General features: G+C 38.7%; 26 protein-coding genes and 1 other RNA gene. 6 read left to right on the top strand and 21 right to left on the bottom strand.

Annotated elements, in window-relative coordinates; all coding sequences use genetic code 11:
* The first annotated feature begins 27 nt into the window (after nt 1-27).
* From AC1DDK_RS12530 to AC1DDK_RS12515, 4 genes are all read left to right on the top strand, one after another.
* Entirely contained in the window at nt 28-417 is a 390-nt protein-coding gene (locus AC1DDK_RS12530) for a DUF1573 domain-containing protein (protein WP_477633938.1), read from the top strand.
* Nucleotides 418-481: 64 nt separating this feature from the next.
* The gene (locus AC1DDK_RS12525) at nt 482-1,684 is read left to right on the top strand and encodes a pyridoxal phosphate-dependent aminotransferase (RefSeq protein WP_288878955.1); all 1,203 of its coding nucleotides are present in this window, start codon (nt 482-484) and stop codon (nt 1,682-1,684) included.
* A 71-nt stretch (nt 1,685-1,755) separates the two neighbouring features.
* Nucleotides 1,756-2,122, top strand: a transfer-messenger RNA (tmRNA) gene (gene ssrA, locus AC1DDK_RS12520).
* Nucleotides 2,123-2,275: 153 nt separating this feature from the next.
* Entirely contained in the window at nt 2,276-3,451 is a 1,176-nt protein-coding gene (locus tag AC1DDK_RS12515) for a tyrosine-type recombinase/integrase (protein ID WP_477611983.1), read from the top strand.
* 47 nt (nt 3,452-3,498) lie between these two features.
* Here the strand turns inward: AC1DDK_RS12515 and AC1DDK_RS12510 are convergent, their stop codons facing one another.
* From AC1DDK_RS12510 to AC1DDK_RS12485, 6 genes are all read right to left on the bottom strand, one after another.
* On the bottom strand, nt 3,499-4,083 hold the full coding sequence (locus AC1DDK_RS12510; protein WP_477611982.1) for a hypothetical protein: 585 nt from the start codon (nt 4,081-4,083) through the stop codon (nt 3,499-3,501).
* Between the two features lie 128 nt (nt 4,084-4,211).
* Nucleotides 4,212-4,763 (bottom strand): hypothetical protein, encoded by a 552-nt coding sequence (locus AC1DDK_RS12505; RefSeq protein ID WP_477611981.1) that lies wholly within the window; start codon nt 4,761-4,763, stop codon nt 4,212-4,214.
* Between the two features lie 163 nt (nt 4,764-4,926).
* The gene (locus AC1DDK_RS12500; protein WP_477611980.1) at nt 4,927-5,319 is read right to left on the bottom strand and encodes a hypothetical protein; all 393 of its coding nucleotides are present in this window, start codon (nt 5,317-5,319) and stop codon (nt 4,927-4,929) included.
* The gene (locus AC1DDK_RS12495; RefSeq protein WP_477611979.1) at nt 5,319-5,876 is read right to left on the bottom strand and encodes a TIGR02594 family protein; all 558 of its coding nucleotides are present in this window, start codon (nt 5,874-5,876) and stop codon (nt 5,319-5,321) included. Before AC1DDK_RS12495 ends, AC1DDK_RS12500 begins: the two co-directional genes overlap by 1 nt.
* 91 nt (nt 5,877-5,967) lie before the next feature.
* Nucleotides 5,968-6,171 carry a hypothetical protein gene (locus tag AC1DDK_RS12490; RefSeq protein ID WP_477611978.1) on the bottom strand — a complete coding sequence of 68 codons (204 nt, stop codon included), beginning with the start codon at nt 6,169-6,171 and terminating at the stop codon, nt 5,968-5,970.
* 204 nt (nt 6,172-6,375) lie between these two features.
* Complete coding sequence (locus AC1DDK_RS12485; protein ID WP_477611977.1) at nt 6,376-8,847, bottom strand: phage tail protein; 2,472 nt, start codon at nt 8,845-8,847, stop codon at nt 6,376-6,378.
* A gap of 173 nt (nt 8,848-9,020) precedes the next feature.
* Between AC1DDK_RS12485 and AC1DDK_RS12480 the strand changes: the two genes are divergently transcribed.
* Together AC1DDK_RS12480 and AC1DDK_RS12475 are read left to right on the top strand one after the other, a co-directional pair.
* Complete coding sequence (locus AC1DDK_RS12480) at nt 9,021-10,004, top strand: hypothetical protein (protein ID WP_477611976.1); 984 nt, start codon at nt 9,021-9,023, stop codon at nt 10,002-10,004.
* A 33-nt stretch (nt 10,005-10,037) separates the two neighbouring features.
* Nucleotides 10,038-10,967, top strand: a complete 930-nt coding sequence (locus AC1DDK_RS12475) for a restriction endonuclease (protein WP_477633937.1) — start codon at nt 10,038-10,040, stop codon at nt 10,965-10,967.
* A gap of 4 nt (nt 10,968-10,971) precedes the next feature.
* Here AC1DDK_RS12475 and AC1DDK_RS12470 read toward each other — a convergent pair whose 3' ends face one another.
* The 15 genes from AC1DDK_RS12470 to AC1DDK_RS12400 form a co-directional block, all read right to left on the bottom strand.
* The gene (locus AC1DDK_RS12470) at nt 10,972-12,522 is read right to left on the bottom strand and encodes a hypothetical protein (RefSeq protein ID WP_477633936.1); all 1,551 of its coding nucleotides are present in this window, start codon (nt 12,520-12,522) and stop codon (nt 10,972-10,974) included.
* On the bottom strand, nt 12,519-14,120 hold the full coding sequence (locus tag AC1DDK_RS12465) for a hypothetical protein (protein ID WP_477611973.1): 1,602 nt from the start codon (nt 14,118-14,120) through the stop codon (nt 12,519-12,521). The genes AC1DDK_RS12470 and AC1DDK_RS12465 overlap by 4 nt, the downstream gene beginning before the upstream one ends.
* Nucleotides 14,113-14,556: a hypothetical protein gene (locus AC1DDK_RS12460; RefSeq protein WP_477611972.1), complete on the bottom strand. Its 444-nt coding sequence runs from the start codon at nt 14,554-14,556 to the stop codon at nt 14,113-14,115. Before AC1DDK_RS12460 ends, AC1DDK_RS12465 begins: the two co-directional genes overlap by 8 nt.
* Before the next feature lie 18 nt (nt 14,557-14,574).
* Nucleotides 14,575-18,498: a tape measure protein gene (locus AC1DDK_RS12455; RefSeq protein WP_477633935.1), complete on the bottom strand. Its 3,924-nt coding sequence runs from the start codon at nt 18,496-18,498 to the stop codon at nt 14,575-14,577.
* Between the two features lie 113 nt (nt 18,499-18,611).
* The gene (locus AC1DDK_RS12450; RefSeq protein WP_477633934.1) at nt 18,612-19,262 is read right to left on the bottom strand and encodes a hypothetical protein; all 651 of its coding nucleotides are present in this window, start codon (nt 19,260-19,262) and stop codon (nt 18,612-18,614) included.
* Nucleotides 19,263-19,330: 68 nt separating this feature from the next.
* Nucleotides 19,331-19,552 (bottom strand): hypothetical protein, encoded by a 222-nt coding sequence (locus tag AC1DDK_RS12445; RefSeq protein WP_477621745.1) that lies wholly within the window; start codon nt 19,550-19,552, stop codon nt 19,331-19,333.
* Between the two features lie 2 nt (nt 19,553-19,554).
* Nucleotides 19,555-20,124 (bottom strand): hypothetical protein, encoded by a 570-nt coding sequence (locus AC1DDK_RS12440; RefSeq protein WP_477611968.1) that lies wholly within the window; start codon nt 20,122-20,124, stop codon nt 19,555-19,557.
* Nucleotides 20,125-20,156: 32 nt separating this feature from the next.
* Complete coding sequence (locus AC1DDK_RS12435) at nt 20,157-20,564, bottom strand: hypothetical protein (protein ID WP_477611967.1); 408 nt, start codon at nt 20,562-20,564, stop codon at nt 20,157-20,159.
* A complete protein-coding gene (locus tag AC1DDK_RS12430) occupies nt 20,561-21,016 on the bottom strand; it encodes a hypothetical protein (RefSeq protein WP_477611966.1) in 456 nt (151 codons plus the stop codon). Before AC1DDK_RS12430 ends, AC1DDK_RS12435 begins: the two co-directional genes overlap by 4 nt.
* Nucleotides 21,009-21,326, bottom strand: a complete 318-nt coding sequence (locus AC1DDK_RS12425) for a hypothetical protein (RefSeq protein WP_477611965.1) — start codon at nt 21,324-21,326, stop codon at nt 21,009-21,011. The genes AC1DDK_RS12430 and AC1DDK_RS12425 overlap by 8 nt, the downstream gene beginning before the upstream one ends.
* A complete protein-coding gene (locus AC1DDK_RS12420) occupies nt 21,326-21,643 on the bottom strand; it encodes a DUF6706 family protein (protein ID WP_477611964.1) in 318 nt (105 codons plus the stop codon). The genes AC1DDK_RS12425 and AC1DDK_RS12420 overlap by 1 nt, the downstream gene beginning before the upstream one ends.
* A 2-nt stretch (nt 21,644-21,645) precedes the next feature.
* Nucleotides 21,646-22,158 (bottom strand): hypothetical protein, encoded by a 513-nt coding sequence (locus AC1DDK_RS12415; protein ID WP_477611963.1) that lies wholly within the window; start codon nt 22,156-22,158, stop codon nt 21,646-21,648.
* On the bottom strand, nt 22,158-23,252 hold the full coding sequence (locus AC1DDK_RS12410) for a major capsid protein (RefSeq protein ID WP_477611962.1): 1,095 nt from the start codon (nt 23,250-23,252) through the stop codon (nt 22,158-22,160). The genes AC1DDK_RS12415 and AC1DDK_RS12410 overlap by 1 nt, the downstream gene beginning before the upstream one ends.
* A 2-nt stretch (nt 23,253-23,254) precedes the next feature.
* Nucleotides 23,255-23,656 carry a hypothetical protein gene (locus tag AC1DDK_RS12405; RefSeq protein WP_477611961.1) on the bottom strand — a complete coding sequence of 134 codons (402 nt, stop codon included), beginning with the start codon at nt 23,654-23,656 and terminating at the stop codon, nt 23,255-23,257.
* Between the two features lie 10 nt (nt 23,657-23,666).
* Complete coding sequence (locus tag AC1DDK_RS12400) at nt 23,667-24,335, bottom strand: hypothetical protein (protein ID WP_477611960.1); 669 nt, start codon at nt 24,333-24,335, stop codon at nt 23,667-23,669.
* Nucleotides 24,336-24,462 lie beyond the last annotated feature (127 nt).

The raw sequence follows: 24,462 nt of genomic DNA, 5'->3' as shown, positions 1-24,462 counted from the left end.
TTAAATTTGTTTTAAAACCCACATAAGATGAAAAAGTTATTATTACTATTTACATTAATTTTAGGAATAAGTGTTGCATCAAATGCTCAATCTAAACCAGCGGAGTTTAAATTTGACAAAGAGACTTATGACTTTGGAAAAATCCCTTTGAACAAACCTGCTTCTGTAGATTTTAAATTMACTAATATAGGAGATCAACCATTGATCCTTAGCAAAGTTGAAACAACTTGTGGCTGTACAGTACCTGAATACACCAAAACTCCAATCAAAAAAGGAGAAACAGGAACAATTAAAGTTACTTATAACCCTACTGCAGCACTTCCATTTAGCAAAAGCATTACTATAACTTCTAATGCTAAAACAACTACTAAAGTTCTTTACATCAAAGGCGAAACTGTAGCTGGAAGCACTAAATAGAATCCAATAAAGATATTTCTAAGAAAAGACCTCGTTAATCAACGAGGTTTTTTACTTTTGTACCATGCCAAGGATTTCAGAGAAAGGGGTACAAATGCCCGCTTCGCCAATTAGAAAATTAACCCCGTTTGCTGATCAGGCAAAGAGGGACGGAAAAAAGGTGTACCATTTAAATATTGGACAACCTGACATAGCGACGCCGGAAGTGATGTTAAATGCCATCAAAAATATTACATTCAATGTGTGGGCCTATACTCCTTCTGAAGGTACACTGACCTATAGAACTAAACTTGCCGAATACTATAATAAACTTGGGTACAACATTACCCCTGAAGATATTTTGGTAACTGTAGGCGGATCTGAAGCTATCACCATAGCCATGCAGACCTGTATTAACGAAGGCGACGAAATTATTGTTCCTGAGCCTTTTTATGCCAACTATAATGGGTTTGCTTGCATGAGTAATGTGGTTGTAAAACCAATATTATCGCATATAGAAAATGGTTTTGCACTCCCTCCAATAGCTGATTTTGAAAAGTTAATTACCGATAAAACCAGGGGTATTATTATTTGCAATCCAAATAATCCTACAGGTTATTTATACTCAAGGGAAGAGCTGGAAGCCCTTAAAGCTCTTTGCTTAAAATATGACCTTTTCTTGTTTTCTGACGAGGCTTACAGAGAGTTTTGCTATGATGGCAGAGAATTTATCTCTCCTTTATACCTCGATGGAATAGATGAAAATGTAGTGGTAATAGATACCGTTTCTAAACGCTACAGTGCTTGTGGTGCAAGATTAGGTTGTATTATCACTAAGAACAAAGAAGTAATCCAATCGGCATTAAAATTTGCCCAGGCCAGATTAAGTCCGGGTATGGTTGAACAAATTGCCGGAACAGCAGCAGTTGATACCCCTGATAGCTATTTTGAGGAGGTAAACAAAGAATATACCTTAAGAAGAGATACATTGGTAAAAAGGTTAAATGCTATCGAAGGAGTGTTTTGCCCTAATCCGGGCGGTGCTTTTTATGTTGTAGCTAGATTACCAATAGATGATGCTGATCAATTTTGTCAGTGGATACTGGAAAGCTTTACTCATGATGGCGCAACCGTTATGATGGCTCCTGCTACCGGGTTTTATTCGACTGAAGGTTATGGAAAAAACGAGGTTAGAATGGCTTATGTCTTAAATACCGCCGACCTTAATAGTGCTATGGATTGTCTGGATATTGCATTAAAACAATATCCTGGTAGAACTATGGCATAATTTTAGTACTTTTGTATCTAAGCTGATGGTTTGAAAGGAGTAGTTAACCACACACCATCAGCACATATAATGGGCTCGTTCTGGATTTGACAGGGTGGCGCTGAGTATGTAAGCATGCAGTGCGTTGTACGGAGAGCACTTAAAAGATAACGTTCAAACTATAATTGGCGAAAATAACTACGCCTTAGCTGCCTAATTTAGAATTAGATAAGCTTTTGTTCCTCTAGCTGCTGCATCGTTAGGCTAGAATCCGGAGCATCGAAATAACGAAGCTGGCATTTGTAAGGTACGCTACATTTGTGAGATAAAGTACCTAAGGTGAAAGGTTAGGTCGGTTTCCAGCCCGCCAGATCCCTACAATTAATTGGAAAATAAGCATGAAGAAAGCATAATTTATCACACAACTGGACAAGGGTTCGACTCCCTTCGGGTCCACGGATTAAATGGAAAGGAGTGGTTAAGACAAGTTCTAAACCACTCCTTTCTTGTTTCAAAGCATTTTTTCTATATTTACTTGCTGCACCTAACCACAATATCCAACGCATTTTATTTACACCAAGGAAACACCATAAGTAAAAACCCATTTACACCATGAAAGCCAGTCTTAAGGTCCACATGTACACATCTAAACTTTACACCGATAATACGCATCCAATCGTGCTACAGTACATTATTGATGGTCGGGTTAAGAAGAAAGTTATTGCCAGGTGTAAATCAGATAACTGGAATTTCAAAACCAATCGAGTAAAAACAAATGTTACCAATGCTGCTCGTATCAATTCCTATATTTCAACGGAGTACGCAAAAGCTGAAAAGGAACTATACGATCTGAAGTCTGGTGATTTGCGTATTTCAGATATTTTCTCAGAAAAACGGAGGCTTACTTTGGGTGAAGCAATAGAATTAGAACTGGAACGGTTGAAGGCTGAATTTAAGTCAGGATATTATGACAAGATTTCTGCTTTAAAAAAACAAGTTAAAACGGGCGTACTATTATCTGATATCGATGAGAAGTGGTTTGATAACCTGATATCCAACTATGTATCTAAGGGGAATAAAAATAATACGATTATCATGAAGATTAAGCAGCTTCGTGGGATTATATTAAGATATTCAGATAAAGGCGTAACCAGGGAGATTAAACAGGTTAAAGTAGCATCAGAAAAAACAATAAAACTTAAACTAACCAGCGTTGAATTAAAGGCATTGGAAGAATTAAAATTACCTGATGATGATCTGCTTACCGCCACGCGTGATATTTTCCTTATGCAGGTATATTTGCGTGGGATAAGAGTTGGAGACTTACTACAAGCAGAGGCAAAACAATTTGAAGATGGCCGGTTTATGTATACGGCAGATAAGACCGGGAAGGGATTAACGATAAAACTAATACCCCGCGCTCAGGAGATATTGGATAAGTATTCTGGCAAGCACGATAAGCTATTTCCATTTTTTACATGGAGGCCTAATAAAAAGCTATCAAAGTTTGAAAACGAACGGGCCAGGTTGAAGCATAAAGAAGTATGTACAACAGCTGTTAATAAGAATTTGAAGGTACTGGCGGTCATGGCCGGAATTAAAAAACCCTTATCCTCTCACATTGCGAAACATACTTTTGCTCGTATGGCTATCGATAAGATTAATAATCCAATGGTAACAATGGAATTATTAGGACATAGTACATTGGCTGTACACCAGATCTACTTAAATGATATAAGGCAAGATGATGTGTTGGATAAAGCTGCAGATGATATTTTTGGGGATTAATAGCATACCATTGATTTAAAACTATGTTATTTTTAATAACAAAGGAGTTAGGTAAAGAATTTCTCCTCGATTCTCTTTAAATACCTCTCATAATATTCTATACCTAATTCCGCTATCTCTATTGGGTCTTTGTGCCTTTTTATTGGCTGTCCATTATGCGCATTAGGTGGAGTAAATGCCACACCTCTATTTACAACGCTTATCGCTTCTATTCTGCCAGGAACAGCAATGATATCTATTGGATCTCCATCGTAGGTTTCCAAAACATTGTCTACAATTACCATTTGTTTTATGTGTAGGTCGCCACTTTTCGATGGTCTGATATTAACCCTATCTTGCTGTTTTACTACAACCTCCTGAATTGAGTGGTTATCTGAATCGCGCGCTTGATTCAAGTATTGTAATAGCGGGTCAGTTTTTCTAGCTTTAACATATGACCCGCGCCATGGTATAAATTTGTTTTTTATATGGTCACATTCGAATTCGGACTTTTGCCATGATTTTTCTATATAATTTAAAAAATCCCTCCAATAACTTTCAAATTTTACTGGGTTTGACTCTCCTTTCATTTCTTCCAGCCTTTGTTTGGCTTTTTCTAATTCTGTTCGAGACGCTTTTAGAACTTGTGACATATACTTGGTTTTTAATAAAATTAACCAAAAAATAATCTGATAGCAATTACAAATCTGTTTAAAATTTTATATTTAAGCTTAGTGTAATCGGGCGCCTATAACAAATTACATAAAACAGTCTAATTCCATTAACGTTTCCAATACCATATCGATGCTCCTACTACCAAAAATCCTATTAACCAAGTCCACCAAGGAATATGTATCGGATCTTTATCAACGATACTTGAACCCTCTTCATGCTTGTTACTAGCCTTACTCATCCCCTTAACATTGGACGATGAGGTTATATCATTTGCCTTAATTATCGTCCTATCAAACTTAATCGGTATGAGCTGTGGATGTAGCGTAGCCTTAGTTGTTAATATCCCCGTCAATGGATCTAATGTCAACTGAACATCTACCAGATCGCTTTGTATAGCCATGATACCACTAACTAAGCTATCCTTATTTAAATATACCGGCTGCTGAACAACTTTACCAGGAACATTAATCACAGTATCTGCTTGTTCTTTAATCGTAGTAATGGTTTTATCAATAGTCAGCCCTACACTATCCCGCTTAGTTTCAGTTTGACTGGTAAGGATAGAATACTGTTTTGATTTGAACACCTTTCGGAATGCCCCGCAACCACTGCATGCAAGTAGGCCGATCACGAATAATAGGTAGACTATCCGTTTCATGGTTTTTCGATTATAACACCCAACTCCTGAAATATTGTATTTATACTATCGACTTTCGTATTGATTGGAACAACTACTCGTTGGTAGGGTTTCAATGGTTCAACGTAAATCGGTTTGGCCCCGGCCAACAATAATGCAAACAGGGGTAATATTAAAATCCATTTCATTTCTTGATTTTTTTATTGATGTATTTTTCTTTAAATGAATTAACTGTTTCATTGAGTTTTCTAAATGAAGTATCTGCAGTTTTATTTAAACTATCTTGTTGGGCTTGTATGGGAAGCATCTGCTCAGTAACCTTTGAGTTCACGCGTTGCTCAACGGCCTTGTTGATCTTTTCATTGAGGGTGGTGATATCAGCAATTCTCAATTGTTGCAAATCATTGTTGATACTGAACTGCCAGAAGTTTAAAGCAACAGAGAGAATGAGAATAGTCCCTTGGACGTTCTTTTGTATTGCTCCAAACAAGCGGTCAAACATCCGTTCGATCCATGCACCTTTACGATCGATCATATCTTGTTTGCTACCAGGGACAGGGGATTGATTTTCTTCCATTAGGCCTCACTAAGTTTAGCCGGTGTTCCGTCTAGGTTTGCGTAATAATGTTTTTTAACTCCCAATGGCTGGCTTGAATTCCATATTGCCCTGCGAGCATGAGTTACCTCTGATTTTAGCATCCATCCAGGGCATACCATATTTGACTGATTACCGCCATAAGTACGAAAGTATTTATCGTTCTCGCCAATACAATAGGTCACATGATTACCACCAACCCTGCTTTTAATCAATGTATCGCCAACGCATACGTCTTTAATCTCTACTTTTCGTCCCCAAGTAGCCCACCAAATAGCAGCAGCAACTTGTGGAGCAGGCAATTTTAACCAGCCTGATCTAAGGGCACAAATACCTTTAAAAACGCCACACCAGGGCGACTCATCGGTTTTGATCCAACCAAATATCCCTAACTCTTTTAGCCATCCAATAATTGTTGGGTTATGCTTTTCCCCTGCAATTTCGGTTAACCCATTATGTCGTAATGCTTCTTGTAATTCCTTAGGAAGGTTAGGCTCTGTATTTAGCCATGAATCTATGCCAGTAAATAATTTTCCCATTGTATAAACCACCTTTTTAGGTGTTACACAAATTTACCTCCACGAACCTAACTATACGGATTGTGAGGCTTACTTGAAAGTGTTGGTAAGTTTAAAGCTTGGCTAACTCAATACCCAATTCATTCAGAACCCTCTTTGCGAGTTCATTATCCTTTTGAGTCCAGGTTCTTCCATCGGTTCCGTTTAACTTCCTGCTAAGATAAGTCTTTGCTGATTTATTATCAGGCCACATCTTTCTTGCAATGTATCCTAAATCCACGGCTGTTTGTTCAATAATGTACTTTTTGAAGTCCATATTCAAATATAGCAAATACATCTGTGAAAATAAAGTTTCACAAACACTTGATAATGTGAAACAATAGTTGCACATTTAATCTATGAAAACAATTGTATTAGCAGTATGTGTGATTCTAGGTGTTACCAGCTGCGAAAAGAAATGCGATAAGCCAGAAATTAATAGCGATGCTGTGCATAAAGTGATTAATAGTAAGAAGATATCTTAAGTTGGACTTGTTATCAAACCATTTTTCACTCTTAGGAAAGCGTTTGTACCAACGCCATTCAAATACTCGATATCGCCAGTGAAAACCGGATCTCCATCTAAAGTTATATCTCCACCTATTTCTACGTTGCCTGCAACAGTGAAATCTCCTGTCGTGGTAATGCCGTCCTTTGATATTGTTGTTTGTTCTGCATCATCAAAGCCTGCCTTAAACACTCCATTTGTAGAAATCTCTTTTCTTCCGAATGTTGAATATCCATTAGCATCTGTAGGAGAAACTCCAACCGACACTCCGGGCCCTAAAATAGCATAGGTATATCTAAACTCCCCAGGTGTTCCTGTTGGTTTCTTCCATAAGTAATCCTTGGGATATGACCCATCTGGATTTAGTACTGGTGCATCATATGTCTGATATGTCCCCTCGATAGCACTATCATCATCCAACTGTATCAACACCTGCTCCAAGGCATTGTATATCTCTATATTATTCTCTGATTCCAGTATCTGTACCCGCTTTCCTGTGGCTTTGGTCCTAAGGTTTTGAACAATTAAATCAATAAACTCAGCAGAAGTAGCTATTATTTTACCGTTCAACACCACCCCCTCCTCAGTAAATGCGATTTGAGCCAATATATTTTGAAAGTTGAAGGTGCCCTTATCAAGGTTAATATTGCTTACTCCATTATTGGCCACAATCTCACCGGTTGCAATTTGCCCACCAGTAACCCTTGTATACCCCCTTAACGAAGTAAAAAACCTATCACCATCGATAATCGAACTTATCACCCCAAACGGGAAGTAATATAACAAAGGATCCGATTCAACAGCAATCTTAGTAGGCGACTTTATGACCTGAGCACTATTGGCAGCCCGTGAAGCACGTATATAAATATAGTATGGAATATCATCTACAAGGCTGGCTGTTAGTCCTGTCACATCCCAAATACCTTTATGCTCAGTATACTGTTCATGAAACACATGTCCATCAGTAGCAATGAAATCTGTTAGGGTTGTGGTACTGGTTATATTAGTTTGATACGCCCCTCCATCAACAGTGATCAACAACATTTCCGCTTTCAACGTATCTAGCAATGTAGTCAACTGCATGGTAGTTTTCCAGTTCTCTCGGCTACGCTGAACATTCATGATCTTATTGAGGTTCAATGCTTTCTTAACCTTAGCAGTTTCATTGTATTGTCTTACGATCTCTGCAGAATTAACCACATCAGACAATTGCATGGATAGGTATTTGAACTCCTCATGCAAATCCCTAACATATCCAATCATCCGGATATCCTTGTTAAGTAACAAGTCAAGATCTTTCACCCCGTAGAAATCACCTAAGCGTAAAACAGTGCTATTTCGTTCAAAGTAGAAGTGGTCAGGCAATACTTCGTAAGCTGTTTTAGGTGGTGCATTTTTAGTTACATACTCTGCTCCTGCTGTCAATAACCTATTACTAGCATCAGTAACGTAGGAATCAGGCATTTCAATATCGAAGATGTAATACGTATCACCAACCTGTGGATGCAAAGTATCATTTGGCAGGGACTCTTTTTCTAAATCACTTTTAACAATGGTGATTTGCTTGGTAGTTGGATTATACCCCCCTTTTTGAATCTCAAAGTTGTAGCCGGTAAGTGAACCAGACAAGAATGAAATCTTAGCTGATAAACCTGGTAATAGTTGCTCATTGATATCAAAGTCTAAACCACTATCGCTGAATTTGAATATACCATCTATAGCGCTGATTGTACCTATTCGTTCCGGACGTATATCATCAAACACCACATCAGCCTCAATTTCATCAGGGCCGTATTTCGTACTCTGAATGAAGTCCATACCAGCAGGTAATTGTAATCGCTTCTGGCCAAACCTATAATCAGCAGGTAGGTTTTGAGTTGAACCTTGAACAAACAATCTGCTGAACACATTGCTTGAATCAACATTGGTTCTACGTAAGCCACCCTTTAATCCTTTATCATATCCGTATTCAAACTTATACCCCGTAACTTCACCGCGTTTTGCAAAATGAATAACCTGATTGGTTACGCTCCACTCTGTTTTAAAAGCCTCACAAATCTGGCTCATGGCTTGTAGAATGTTTTCTCCGGAGAAGGACAAAGTTTGCATTTCAGACTCATCACAATCCCCAATGGTCCAGCCAGCAAGGTTTCGATTGGCATTGACAACAATCATCGTCAGGAAGTCTAACAAAGTTCCCGTAAACTGCCACTCTATAACTTTAAGTTGGTTTTCGCCATCATATCCCCTGAACTTCCATTTGCTCAATTTATACCATTGCGCTTTGAAGGTTAGACTGTAGTCGAAATTTTGAGTGTGGTTTTTAGTTGGCTCAGCCAATTCATACAACTCATAACGTTCTCCCCATACATCAACATAATCCCCAATTTGGAAGTGAATAGCATTCGGTACATTGAAGGACATAGGCACAATATCCTTTGTCATGATCTCCTTTTCCTGCTGTCCAGTCGGCCTTATATTAGCAATCTCGTATGTATTTCGTTTGATGGAGTAGTTCACATACAAAAATACCTTTGGTATAAAGGGTAGAGGACTTGTGAAGCTTACTTGGAATGATTGGTAAGGAATGCGTATATTCAATACCTAATTCTAAATTAATGGAGGCCATATTTATAAGTAAAATTGATAATCTAATTATCAGAGAGCTTTTTTCTTTTACCCACATGGGTTTAACATATACTAATGATAAAAAACTTGTTGAGAATCTAACTACTAACAAATTATTTATTGAACAAATTGGCACTCAAGCGTACAAAAACCTAATGAATGCTGATTTTTTTATAATAAGGAAAGAGATTATACATGATGAAGAAAAGCTAATATTACCTGAAAGATTTCGTAAATTTTCTGAGGCGTCCAGAAGTTCCTTGCCCATCTTTTGGATGTTTACAGATAATAGCATTTTCTGTCCTTTTTCCGCGGTACTTCATCCGCTGTTCACCTCCACAAATTACACTCTTTCCCTTAATTCAAATGCATCAGGACTATTCGATAAGATAACATACAGACCAGAGCAGCTTATTGAACAGTTAATCCAATCTAAGCAGATTTTATCATTCAAACTACAAGAGTTTAAACGTCCAGATATTAAAAATCCGCATGAAGATGTCTTAGGAAAGATGATGGGCTCTAAAATAAGTTATCTTGATTTCACTAAGACGTCCAGAATGTTTCGAGCTTTCCTCTTTATAGACCATGCTAGAGATGCTACCTATCCCGTATTAAAAATATCGTTCTACGCAGGAGCATTAGAATGCTTATTCACAACGGACGGAAGCGAAATATCTCACAAAGTTGCTGAACGTGTAGCATTCTATATACATCAAGAAGCCTCAAAAACTAAAAAAGAGATATACAAAACAGTAAAAGATATTTACGATGTAAGATCTAAGTTTATGCATGGTCAAGCATTGGATAGCAAAAAACATAAAGACAACCAGGTGCTGATTGACTTTTCGATATCGATTGATCATATCCTTAGATTAATAATGCAAAAAATAGTATTTAAAGACTCCGATATTTTTCTGGACAATACTAATCTTGAAGCATTTTTCAAAGACTTAGTTTTGGGTGAAGATTGATATTGTTAATTTTTCCAAATTAAACGCTCTTTTATGAAAAAAGGAAAAGAATACGAATTACTAGTTGAACAAATCTATAAGGAGTTAGAAGGCGATGCAATCATAACTCAAGATGACCATATTTTTGGATTGGATACAGGAATCGAACGGCAAATAGAMTTATCAATTAGATCTAAAATATTAGATATAGATATATTAATAATAGTGCAAGTCAAAGATTGGACAAGAAAGGCAGACGTGAATACAATCGGTCAATTTAAGTCGGTTATAAAAGATGTTAGGGCTCAAAAAGGTATTTTAATTTGTAATACTGGCTTTTCTGTGCCAGCTATTGATTATGCAAAAAAGGAAAGAATTGAGGTTTATTCTGCTCATTCAGCTATTAAAAAGAAATGGTCAATGGAACTATCCATACCCGTGATAAAGACAGAGCACGCTTGTTTTTTAAACTTTTTAGCATCCCTCGAGAATGCACCTACAGAATGTAATAAAATTGATGACTTCAGTTACATTTTTATGAAGGATGGAATTATTTTAGGGAGATCCGAAATGTACAAAAGATACTTTATTAACAGGCAACCAATCGATAAAAGTGGTAAGTTAATTTACTTCGACGTAGATCCAGAAGGACTGTTTTGCATTAATCCAACAAGCGGGATCTCGACAGCGGTCGTACGTCTGCAAATAGTATATCGATATGAAGGTCATGATGTAAAATCAACCTCAATTTCACCTGCTGACTACAGAGTATTAAAAAATCATTTAAATGAAGAAATTATTACTTCACATGTCGAAATATCACCTTCATTATTCCCAAAATTAATAGGTGGTTCAACTTGGACTACTAAAGACATATCAAATTTTGATAAAAACCAAGCCCATCTAGAAGTTGTAGCATTTAGGTATTCTGAACTATACATGTATAGTTTAGGGTTTAGGCCTGCCCAAGTGAATAGAAAATAAACTACTAAACCACTACCAAATTAGCCTGACCACTCTCTGATATTATACCTACTCTGTAATCATTACCAGCAGGGACAACAACCGAATGAGAAGTTGCATATTGTAAACTTCTATAAAATGGTAAACTATCATATTCTGCACCACCAGTAGCAACACTAAATAATACTATTTTACAAAGCATATTTGTAGTTCCTGAAAGTACACCACCCGTTATACTGAAAGATCCTGTTGGCCTAGCTAATGTTCTATAATTGGCACTCACTACTTCTTTGATTCTTATTGACATAAAACCCTCTTCTTTCGAAAGAAGAGGCACCTCGATCAAATATTGGTCACTACCCAAACTTATCGCCTTGCCGTAATTCAATGAAATGAATTTCCMTGCAAGAGAAGAAGCCGAAAGATCAATGCTTATGGTTAAAGGCGTATTGATTTTATCTAATGGAACATCATTAAGTATTCCACTGGTTGAAGTTGACTTAAATTGATCATACATATCAACAACTATATGAACATCTCCATTCAACTCATAAGCAGTAGCACGATGAGATAATTCCCTTAAGTACATGTACTCCAATGCCTCACCATTACTGCAAGTGTGAATGAAATTTGAACCAACAGCCGATCTGACAACGCTCAAAAATTCATCTAACGAAGCTATACCTGATACTGCTGCCTTTGCCGCGTGCCAGTGACAAAAATCCCTATACCAACCACCGTTTGCTAACGTTAAGGCAATTTGAGCCTGGATATAGGTAGTTGCTTGCGCTTTAGTGAAACCATCATTATTCCACATATCCCACCATCTTGAGGTTGATGGGTACGTATTCCATGTTTGTCTGGAAAATATTGAGCTCGTTGGTATGCCTAGTTTGCCAGAAATCTTGCTATTGCCATAAAATGTATTTCCAGTAACGCCATTTACAGATGGTGATGGAACGCTGTTTCTAACACCTAACCATCTCGGAGCTTGCAGAGGAAACATATTGGTAATACCAAGACGATAACTACCACCAGATACCGATCTACCTGTAAGGGATTTTAGCCAGTTCTGAACATAGGTAATCACACCAACGTACTCACTCAAATTACTTGTACCTGATACCGAATTTATAACATCATATCCGTACGCTCCCGCACTTAGATCGTACATTTGCTGGCCATGGTTCGGATACCTGTTTGCCTTGGTAGTTCCGGCAGTTACAGGAAATACGGCGGCACCAGCTGATGTCCACGTTGTTACACCCCAATCAGGAATAACTTGAATTACTCCTGTAATTGGATTTTTCCAATATTCAGTTGGATAATATATGTCATGCCTCATTAAACCAGAGGCTTCAGCCTCAGAGATACCTACGCTATAATTTCCAGTTATATTATTTACAAAAGCACCTAAACAGAAATTATTTTTAAAGCCATATTCTTCAGCAGCAAAAATACTATTCTGATATCTATCATCAGTCTGGTGTGAAAATGTCATTACAGCATCGTACCGATGATTACAAATCCTGGTAGTTATACCCATACCCTTAGGCCAGAATTTTACTTTCATCATACTCTCCTAACTTTTATGGAGTCATTAGTTGTATCAATCCACGCATCACCAATTACCACACCAACTGGTGGTGTGCCTGCTCCCTCAGGTAATAAGGCAATTAATGCGCCTGTTTGAAGTGATGAAACGGACAAATCAACAAATTCAGGGCTGTCAGCTTTATTTAGGTCCTGATCAAATGTCTGCCCTCCACCTCCACTACTGGCTAAACTTCTTCCAGCCATCTCATAGGCTTCCTGTTTGAAAACATCATATGGTTGTAATACACTACCCTCATTAACGCGTGCAGTACCTTGCCATACTGAATCAGCATCTAAAGGACGTCTAATCGTTACCCCTAAATATTTTGAATCAGCATCAGAAGTATAAGTTTTTGTATCACCAGAATTAAAAGTACCGTTGTATTTGTGATCTGTATTCGGCAGACCTTCACTTGGACTACGTTTGTAAAATGAACTATTACCGGTTCCTCCGAGATTTATTCCTCCGAATGCATATGGGGTTGGAATCGGGAATTTGGTCATACGGGTAATCGCTGTTATCCATCCTGGACTTGGGGTTAAATTTCCAGTTATATTACTTATAGCATAATCATAAAGAAACCCTCCTTCACTCCAATCCCCGTTATAATCGAGTCTTTTAGGGTTAAATAAGTTTAAACTTATAGCCCTTGATTTGATAGCTGAAATTAGTAGTGTATTTACTTCTACCCACCCTTTGTTTGTCGCATTAAACGAATCAACAGGGTCAGTCACGGAATTACCTGCTTCAAGAGCTTTAGCGGAGAATGATTTTCCATCTATCGAATATGCTAATGGGATGTAGGCTTCATACGATGTGGCAACATCTCCCTTTTCCCATTGTAGGTTAACCCATCCCGCATCGTTAGCCTCATCTAATCTAACAGTATAATCAACAGTTACTGCTCCAGTTGGTGCAGTTAATGAGGCAGGAATCGCAGACCCGGTAATTACAGTGCCCACTAAAACATTGGATGCATTTTTAAAAGCAATACTTTTGCCTGAAGCAAAAGCCATCCCCGACAATTTATAATGCTGACCCGAAATAACAGGTTGCCCAACTATCGATTTCCGGTTTACATTAGTAGTACTCCCTAAATTACCTAATGAGTTTATTGAACCTTGAACAACTCGTGCAGTATTAGCTTCATTCTTACCGCCGGGCCTCGTATTAATCCCTGTCTTTTGCAGGTAATTATCTAGGGTCATCGTGAAATAGTCAATTGTCCAAACAGAACCTGTCCAATTAATATACCCCTGAGAATTGGCAGGCAAAATAACGCCTCCAAAATTKGTATATGTACCGGCCTGATTAGCCGTATAATATACTGGAGTGGTTTGCGTACCAGGATTCATTGAAGGGGTTGCCCGCCCGGCATACTGCCCCTGAGGGATTTCACCTTGAGCAAATGGCAAATCATTCCATGGAGTAAATCCGTCGCCTATTTTAAATTTGATAGGGTTAGTGTCAATAACAACACCAATCTCTCCCTCCTTTAATATCTCATTAAGCGCAGACCATAAAACGGCAACACGCCTACGCATTTGAATCCTACCAATTACTATTTGCTCAGCCATTCCCGTCTAGTATATAAATTGTTTCTTCTTGTTGTTGAAGCGTCACTGTTAGTTCAATATTGAACTTTGCGCTTATAGCTCCAACGGTATTGATAAAATCGAAATTCGTAGCACGATTGTATTTGATATTATAAGTGACGCCAGTTGAGTATACAAACCACTCCTTGATTAATCCATTGCCTAACACTGCAAATAATGCTGCTTTCTTAACTAAGAACTCAGCCATTGTAGGTGCGCTCAACACACTATCCAGAGATACATCATAATCATCAAGCTTGGTGGTCAACCGATATTCACGACCATCACGTTCAGGCCAGCTTTGAGATTCGGCTTCTTTAAGGTCGGCAGGGCGCTCCATGCTCTTCAGTCCGTTTGTGAACCAAAGACCATAGGCGTCATATACCTCAATACCATTTATATCAGCCTGATTTAACATCCTAACCCTATAGTTGTTTTAAACATACCCATTGCCTGACAAAGCATTTTTATTGTCGTTCATCTTCTTATCGATACTCACCAACGCTGTTTCGATTTTCTCCAACCTATCAGTGTTCGTTGCCGTTTTCCCCGTGTTTTGCTCGATCTTTATCAATGATGCTAATTTACCCCTTCCTATCTCCAACATTTCGCCCATGGTCATACCAATTGGCTTTAATAAGTCCCTTACTTGGATTGTAGCAAGTTGAGTTCCTCTTAATACGCCTTCCAATTTATCTGCCTGGTTAGAGGTGATCGATTCGATACGGCCTTTCATGGTTTCGGGTTGATTCCCGCCTCCAGTGTCGGTTAATTTAACTCCTGATATGGCTTCTAAATCCTTTAGCCTCTGCTCCCCTGCAGTAGTAGCCTTATCATAGGATAACTTTAAGGTCGCTATTTCTTCTTTAGTCAATCCTCCTTTTGACAAGTCAGCAAATTCTGTATAAAAGGACTGTAACTGATCTTGGATGAACTTACTCTTAAACCCATTCAGGATAGATTTACGTATAGTTTCTTCAAATGTTTTGCCGAAATCCCCAACTCCATCAGTCAGTGTAGAAATGAAACTGTCGGCCAAGGAATCCAAAGATTGTCCTACATATTCAGCATTTAATTTATTTACTATATCTATAGCCGCCTGTTTCGCATTTATTAAATTCTCTACTAGTTTTTGAGTGCCTTCATCGATTGGACCACCCTCAGCAAGAGCACTTAACTCCTGAACTGTTAATTTTGAAATATCACCAATCTTACTAAGTTGTCCTTTGTAAAACTTATCAAGGAACGCGTCCCTTTTAAAGAAATCCCCTCCGGATATTTTCTTCGGATCTACACCTTCATTTATTTGCTTTAAGAAGCTATCTGTTAATAAATCACCAGTGGTTTTAAAATTATCAGCAACGTCAGCAGCATATTTTGCTTCACTTTCTCTTGCTGTTTTTAAAGCCTGGTCATACTTTAAAATCCTATCTGTTCCGTAAGCTTCATCTATAAGTGAAATTTGGCGTTCTAACAGCTTATTAGAAGCTTCTTGTTGTCTATTTTGAATATCTCTTGCATATTTAGCCTCAGCTTCACGTTGCGCAGACTTATCAAACAACTTGAAAATAGATGAGAATATTGATGCTCCTGCACTAAAAATAGCAAAGCCGGAGGCTAACTGTCCAATAGAACTAAAGTCCTCCAACCCATTCTTTCCTTTCCCACTGAATTTCTGCAGATCGGCCATATCCTTTTTGATATTACCAACCTGGCCTACAACGTTTCCTAGGGTAGAAAGTAATTTCCCGAAGTTCTCGTCAACACCTGAAACAGCGCCGGCAACATTATCAATTTGATTTGCCAGATTTATAAGCCGATCCGGTAATCTATCCGCTATGGCTTCTTTGGAATCTCCAAATAATTGTTTCAGTTCAGACTCTAATTCTTTGCTTATAACTACTCCTTTAGATTTAAGGAGACTTAAAGCGTCCTCAGCATTAGAGACGACTTTTAGTGCATTTTCATCAGACAGCCGATCTATTCCTGCATACAATTCCTTAAACGCATCAATTTCTTTTAAATGAGCATCACCTAATGCAGCAAGTTTTGTCGCATGTTGTTTATCCAGTTCTGCAAGTCCCTCGCTTCCGCCTTTTGCTAATACATCAATTCTGTCTTGTTTATATTGGTCCTCTAGCGATAGTCTTTCTTGTTCGAATGATCTAAGAGATTTAATTAAATCATCCTGCCTTTTTTGCTCAACTACCCCCTCGGCCTTAATTCCAAGCTCCAAGAACTTCATCCTCTCCGTCATAGCCCCAGTAAAACCTTTTGCTGAACCGAAACTTAAGATTTTATCATATTCGTCCTGTAAGATATCAGCATATTTTTTACTAGTATTTATTTCGGCACCGAAGCGTTCATTAGCAGCTTTCTTACCTAATTCCGTTTTATAGGATTCGTACTGTTCATATAGGCTTTTTTGAACCTCTAATGACTCTTTTAGTTTCTCGGTGTCTTGTTTATATTCAATAGAGATGATTTGAGCTTTCATTGCCGGAGCAAGTCCAGACCCATCTACTTTAAGTTTGTTTTTAGGATTCTCGTTGAATACACGGACTTCTTCAGTTATTTTTGCAAACTTATCTTTAACCGCCTGGACTTCTTCTTCATCCTTTGTGAGTGTTTTTCGAGAAGCCTCATTCTGAATATCCGTTATTTTTTTCTGTAAAGTTCTTTGAGCATTTACCTCCCGTTCTGCCTGGCGCTCCAATTTTAGCTTTGCCGCTTTTTCTGCTGCAGATTCTTCTGTGCTTGTTGCTTTGGCTTCAGGAATCAGCTTCTTAACGGCTTCCATCCTTGCTTTAGTCACATTAACTATATTTTCTAAAGATTGAATGCTCGTTTTTCCTCCATCAACCAATGCCCCTGTTTTTACTCCTTCTTTATAATCTGTTAATGCTTTTGTGGCCTTTTCATAAGCCAAAGACAACTCTTCATATGCAAACGTGGTTTTCTTTGCATCTCCGGAAGGAATGTTTAATGTATTGCTAATTGCTTTATTAGCTTGCTCAGTAGCTTTACTAATGCTTTTCATTGTATCTGCTACAGATGAACCAATAGTTAACCTAGTCCAAAATTCACTCCAGCTATCAGAGTTTACCATTTTGAATATTGTACCAAAGATTTCATTGAATCCTTTTAGTACAGTTTCAAAGAATTTATTGGTATTCGTGCTTTCGGCTACAGCTCCCGAAAATATATTGAAGAATTTTTMTGTTTCAGCGTTCAGTCCCTCTACCTTTTTGGTTGTTTCCAAACCAAATGTTTTTTCCAGTTCGGTAGCAAGAGCAGGCAATAGGTCGGCAGCAAGAACTTCACCTTTCTGAAGCATCTTGTTTAATTGTGTTTCTGTTACCCCTATGGACCTTGCGGCTATTGAAAATGCACCAGGTATACGCTCACCTAATTGGCCTCTTAACTCCTCCGCTTGAACATTGCCTTTAGAAATCATCTGCTGCAGTGCGCGTAATGCCCCCTCTGTATCTTCGCTGGAAAGCTTTAATTTTGATGCCGCACCGGCAACTGCATTGAATATTCGTTCTCCTTGTTGAAAATCAAAGTTTGAAGCAACTACAGCTCCAGTAAATGATTTATAGGAAGAAACCAGGGCATTGTAATTTACACCTAATCTATTTGCAGTATCAAGTAATTGTTCAAGTTTAGCATCCGCAAGGTCAACGGATCCAAATGTGAATTCTAAAGAAGTTCTGACTGCTGATGATTTTAACGACTGTGTAAAAGTAGCACTGATAAGTTGCATGGCGGCTGCCGCAGAAACATACGTTGCTACGAATCCCGCGAGTTGCCCAGAAGCTCCTTTTAGGGCCGATGAATAGAAGCCAACTTTACGCTGGTGGTTACCCATACCTTCGTCAAACTTCGTGAGTGATTTATTCAGTTCATTGTATTCTTTTACCTTACTCTTAAGTTCCGGGGTAAGTTTTTTTAAGCCATTTTCATAGCTTTTCACTTCAACCCCTAAAGCCTTTAATCTAGCTTGAGCAGCAAAATAAGACCCATTAACCTGCTCTTGTATTAATCTTGCCTCTTTAGCCTCTTTAGTTGACTGTTGTCGGGCAATGGTATTCTGCTTTTGTTTGGCAGTTAACTCATTTAGAGATATCGCTCCCTGCTGCCATTGGTTCTGTAACTGCAGATTCTCTTGCCTTAACCGCTCGGTTTCCAGTAATGAATCCCGGATGGCTTTAGTCATACCGACATTAGCCTGAGTGAAATTTGATGTGGAAGCTGCAGGGGCAACACCTACTTTAGCCAGCATCTTTTCAAAATTGTCTATATCCCTTTTAGCTTGAGTGAAATCTACCTTTGCTTTAAAATCTAATAATTCGCCCATAACTTAAAATATTTCGTCTGAATCCTTTGTTTCTATTACTTCTTTATCCTCACTATTTGTTTTCGGTATACTAGCCAGATACAATACAAAGTTGTCCCAGCTTAGATTCCATTTTACATCCCATTCTGACCACCCGAAGTGTTTGCAAGCTGATCCGATGTTTGAATGAGGGAGGCTATTAACTCGCTCCCGTCCGCTGGACTCGTCTGTTGATCCAGTATCCCTACTGTTCCTGTMATTAAGACGATAGAATTCGTAAAAGAATCCATTCTTAAACTACTAAAAACAGCTTTCAGTGCCTCATACATCTCATCAGCATCAAGGTTTAGTTCAATAAACTGAATTAACTCTTGATCTGGCTCTAAGTGATTATTTTGAATAGCTGCCGCAACTATATAAGCGATAGTAGGCATGTGCTCTGGAATGAATTTTAAATTATCACTTTTATGTGAATACAATGCCTTTGGCAATTGTGAGGCCCGTCCAGCGACACGGTACATATTCGCAACTACACAGGGTTTTATTTCGTATGTTCTACTTGTTTCAGCATCCTCATATCTCACAATTTCTTCCGTATATGACTGCGGTGCAATTGGCCGTCTGAATATCTTATCCCATATAGTTCGTTTTACTATTATAGGTTGAGCAGCACTCACGATTATTTTTTTAGGAGGCTGAACATTTTTCACTGGAATTGTGAGTTTATGAAGTGGCTTTCCTGTAAAAGTGTCTGCTATTGATTGTAGAATAAAATTCTGTTCCATTTTGTAGTTGAAATTAAAAAGCCCTATCTGAGACAGGCAGGGCTTTTATTTGATTGGGACAACTTTAATTACTTTTTAATCTTTTTCCCGTCATTAGATTTAGCGGCTTTCGATAAAGTCTCTGGTAGTGGAGTCAATTCTGCGTCTTCTGGTAACTCTTTCAAAAAGCCAGTCCCCTCTTCTCCATGTCTTTGAGCGAGATCATTTGATACCTCTCCTTTCCATCCAGTAACGTAATGTGATCTTGTAGCTTCTACAAAAAAATCGCTAACTACTTCTACCTTAACCATGACTAAGGAGTTGTTGAGTCAATTGGCGCTCCTGCCTCAGTTACCCAAGTTTTGATTGAAATCGCATCAAGTAAAGTAGTAGTGGTTTTGAATGAACCAACTTTACCAGTTAAAAGCAATTGCTGTAACGATGTTTTATTTAAGTTGTTCACATAACTTAAAGTCACTGCTACGTTTGGAAGTACGATAATTTGTTTACGACCATCTTTCATGCTGCGAGTTGTGATCTCTAACATTACATTAGCGACTTTACGTTTAGCAAGGTTCACGATTTTTGTGGTAGCTGATGTGTAAACAATGTTTTCGAACATCGCCATTACAATTGGGTCCTGTTGAAGTAATCCGATTGTGATTTGATCGGCTTCTCCTGGAGCTGCGAATGTTACAAACGCAACATCTTTATCCTCCGGAACAAGATCAGTTAAAGTGTCAGAGTTCCGGGTGTACGCAACTGCGTCCGCCACATACTCTAACTGAACCGCTGAAGCTAATCCAGTTGTAATTGCCGCTTCTGTTGTTACTGCGGGTGCGACTCTAATTTTTTCTACTCCGCCTACTGCATATGTTGCCATAATTTATTTGTTTTAATGCCCTAAGGCGGTTTTTAAATACCTGTGTTTTCTCGAATTGAATGGTACTGATATCCCATGTGTAAATGATATGAACCATCAGCGTCTCTGTTAAATTTTGGACGTTCATCTATCCATACTCTAAATGTTGGTTTAAACTGATTATCTACTAGGCCTACTATCACTTTGCCGAGTTCCCGTAGCCTGGTCTGATCTGTAACCATTATACCGGATTGTTTTATCTTTGGAACATATAACCTTATGTTTCCGGCTCCGTCTTGATCAGGATCATCGTTCACGCCAAGCGCAGTCACTACGACATCTGCCTTTATACTGTTGTCAGGACGAATGTTACCATAAACTTCACCATCGATTAAACTTGTGAACGAGGGTACATCTATTAATCCTCTAACATCAAGAACCATGTCTATACCGTCTTTCATTCCTTATTCCTCCATAGATTTCGTAGAAACTTAGCAAAAGCTCCAGATGCCAGTTTGGTAACATCAAAATCGTACGTCTCCTGAACATAACTCGCGTAATATTCTCCAGCGACCAATACCAATGCGACATCATCAGACTCACTATATTCTTTCGCTGCTCTCTCTGCTGTGGCTTCTCCTTTCTTCCGTCCCTCGTCGCCTGATTCTAACAAAGGAAAATATGACTCAAGAACTTTACCCTGCCTAACTATTGCAAAACCAACTGATGACACCAAATTGAAAGTCCTATTGGTATATGGCTTACCGGCTAATGTTTTATTCCTCGCGGCTGTAGTATACTCGGTACCTTTTTCGCGTAAAAAAGCAACGATTTCATTAACACGCTCCTCAATTCGCTTTTCTATGTACGAATGAATCTTGCTTTGATTAAAATTTGCCTCTATACTAAACATCACATCTACATCCTAATTGTCCACGATAAACTTCCATAACTGGGCCCTCAAAAACTACCACATCACCATCAGTAACCTTAATGTTTTCATATAATGATGGCATTTGAGATCCCTTTACAAATCTGATTCTACCCTTCTGAAAAACAGGCTGATTAACTTCATTCGTAAACTGTTTGCCATTTTCAGAATGGTACCTACAAGGAACAGACATAGTGATATCCTCAGTAGGAATTGGAAATCCAGTTTCCGGATCTGTTTGTGGCTCCGTTCCTGGTACGCTCCAGGTAGCTATGTGCGGTTGAAAATCCATTACCAGAATAGTCTTTGTTTTACAGTTGGTTTAATTGGTAAAAAAGGATCTACCATCCCCCACTTGCGCATTATCCATGAATATATCCCACGCAAGTCTGACGAATACTTAATGCTTACATCATCCTCTTTAACCTCTACCGTTTGAATGGTAGATAAAAGAAGCCCCGCCCAAATCATATCAACCGCTTTACCATCTGTCTCAGGGCTATATGTGGCACTGCCATCCAATCCTGCTTCAAGTATTGCTAAGTCAAGTTCCTCGCTAGTTACGTTAAGCGATCTTGTTTTGGTTGAAAGGGCTTCTTTTATGGTCATGATTATGCTTCTTCTATTAAACCGTTAGCAAATAATCGTCTCTGAACTTCTTTGTCTAAATGGGACACATCCTCACCTTCAGTATATTCCTGAGTGAAGTCTTTCGAATCACGGAATGATTTGCCTGAGGCAACAACATAATCAGCATCTTCATCAAAATCATCTTCAACGGATACAGCGTTAGGAGTTGATTCCTTATTGGCCTTAACTAAGGCTTTTTTAAGGTCAGATATTTCGTCTGACAACGATTTAAATAAAGGATCAAATATTCCTACTAATGCCTTTACAGCCCACTCAGGTATTTCTTGTTTTTCCTCGTCATCACCCTCACTCACTTGATCAGGAACATCAGACTTTACAGGGACTTGAATGGTATCGCCAACTTTTACTCCTGACTCAGCCAATTCCGGGTTAGCGTCCAAGTCCTCTTGTACCACTATGTGGTCAAACAACTCTTTATTTTCATTACTCCCACTACCTTGAGCAGAAGCACTGTCGGTTTTAGCTTTTCCCATTACGCTTGAACAGTTTTAGAATCCAATAAATAGATCTCATCAACATTGTTGATTACTGGCAAAACCAGTGCTTGAGAAGAGGTAAACTCTTTCAATGGATCAACTTTGTGGAATTTAGAAACCAAGATGAATTCATCAGCAACCTGATAGTCAACTGCTTTATTCTTGTGAACCATTTCAGCAAGAGTACCCCATGTAAGTGTACCTACCTCAGTAGATGTTAAGAATACAACAGCACCTTCGGCCCAAGGCTTACGGTTGGTTTTAGTACCGTCACGTTCTGTTTTCACAGTACGGTTAACGATATCAATAGTCCAACCGTATTCGCCCAAGATGAACGATTTCGCCTGATCCTTATTTGGGATCGGCAACACTGATGAAGTATTTACAGCGATACCTAATGAACCTGCATAGCGCTCTTTGAATTCTGTTGATTTCAGCATGTTGTTGAAGGCAAACGTATCCATCATTACCGTAGTAATGGTATCTCCATTTGCATCAGCAGCATCTTTCACCCTGTTAAAATCACTCAAAGGAGTTCCTGTCGCTCCTGCTGACCATACCACTGCTACCCCAAACTTGTTGGATGCTTTGTAGCCAAAGTCAACACGAATACCTAAGCCTACATTTTCAGTGTCAGGTATAAGTGTAATCCCTGTAGATAGAGCCTGAAGAAACATATATTCCAGACGCTCATAAATACCTGTGATACATTTCGCGGTATCTTGAAAGAGTTTAGCTACAAGTGCGCTTTCCTGAATTGCAGGGCTATTAGCCAGGATATTAAGGTCAGTCATCGTGCGTTCATTCAAGGCTAGTTTCATACCCAATTTAGGAATGTCACCATCTGCTTTTGAGATTGAATCACGTTTTTTTAATGGTAGTGCAGAGTCCATTGAAACGACATCTGCCGCTACTGTAGACCCATCTACGTTAATTGAATTCCATTTCAATGTAGGAGAATATTCCTTACGGAGCATCGTTTTGTGACGATAAGAATCCGGTACTTTTGTGCCGTTGATTTTCTCAACAACCTTCGCAACTAAGGGTTTGAAATACTTCGCTACCCATGCGGTGAATAATGATGGTTCCATAATTAATCTGCTCTATAAATGATTTGTGGTTGAGCAGTCTTAATCGCTGCCAGAACTGAACTGATAGTATAAGCCTGAGCATTTGGATTTACAGTACCTCTATCCATCAATCCCGCGAACGGTCTTGTGGTTAAAACTGTATTGTCCATTACATAAGGCGAAATGGTATGATTTGCAGGTAATGCATCATAAGCTGCACCGGATACCGGCCACGGCTTAAGGTTACCTGTCGCGGTTTCTTGGATGATTACGTGTCCTCTTGGAATTACATCCGAGGCCCAACCAGTAACATCCAAAGTAGCACCGCCAACTTTACCGCTGATATATTCAACAATCACAATTGAATCGTTTCCTGTATTCAGTGATGTTGCAGCGTTAGCTAAATTTCCAATTGCTGTTGACATTTGTTGTTAATTAAAGTATTGAATCTACTGCTGCTTCTACCTCAGCAGCTGAGGCTTCTTTTTTGCTGCCAGCACCGCCAGCACCGCCTACAGGTTTAAATACACCTAATCCATCGTTGGCATCTTCTTGTACAAATGCTTTAGCGCTTTCAGACTTGCTAGTTAACCAACCGGTGAAGTGATCTTCATCCTTGAAGTTTAGAAGATCAAAGTCAGCAAGAGCGTCTTTTTTGTACACATCAGAAGTACCCTCCAATGCTTTAGCGTATTGTTCCCTACGGGTATTTGTCACTTTTTCAGTCCCCATTGCTGAAATTGCCTGTTCCTGTTTGTCGATCTTTGCTAACAGAACTTTTAACAGCTTATCAGTTGAGCTTTCATTTGGATCTGGTTCTGGCTCAGGAGTTTTCCCTTCCTCAATAGCTTTCAATCTCAATGCTTCTTTATCATCAGCAATTTTCTTTGCTTTTGCCCTTTCGTGATCATCTAATGCCGCGATATCCTTAAAAGGAGTCAGGTCATTAATCGCATCCAGATTTGCATCAATTAGGGTGTCGTCCGATTCGTCCGTTAATCCCTTTTCAGCACGTAATACAATTGCATCGATTCTTTCTTTTGATAGGTTCACTCCTGCTGCTTTTGCTTTCAGTCGTGCTGCAATCTTAATTTTAAGTGACATAATAAATTTGTTTTTTGGGTTTGTTGCTAAGTTGCATCCGTTAATTACTCGTACTACACCTTGCGAATACCCAAATTTAGCCCTATAGCAGCTCCCACTAAAGTAACCTAGCTTACTACACGTAGCT

The sequence above is a fragment of the Pedobacter sp. 05T44 genome, assembly GCF_056395985.1.
This window is presented reverse-complemented; position numbering and strand designations above follow the sequence as displayed.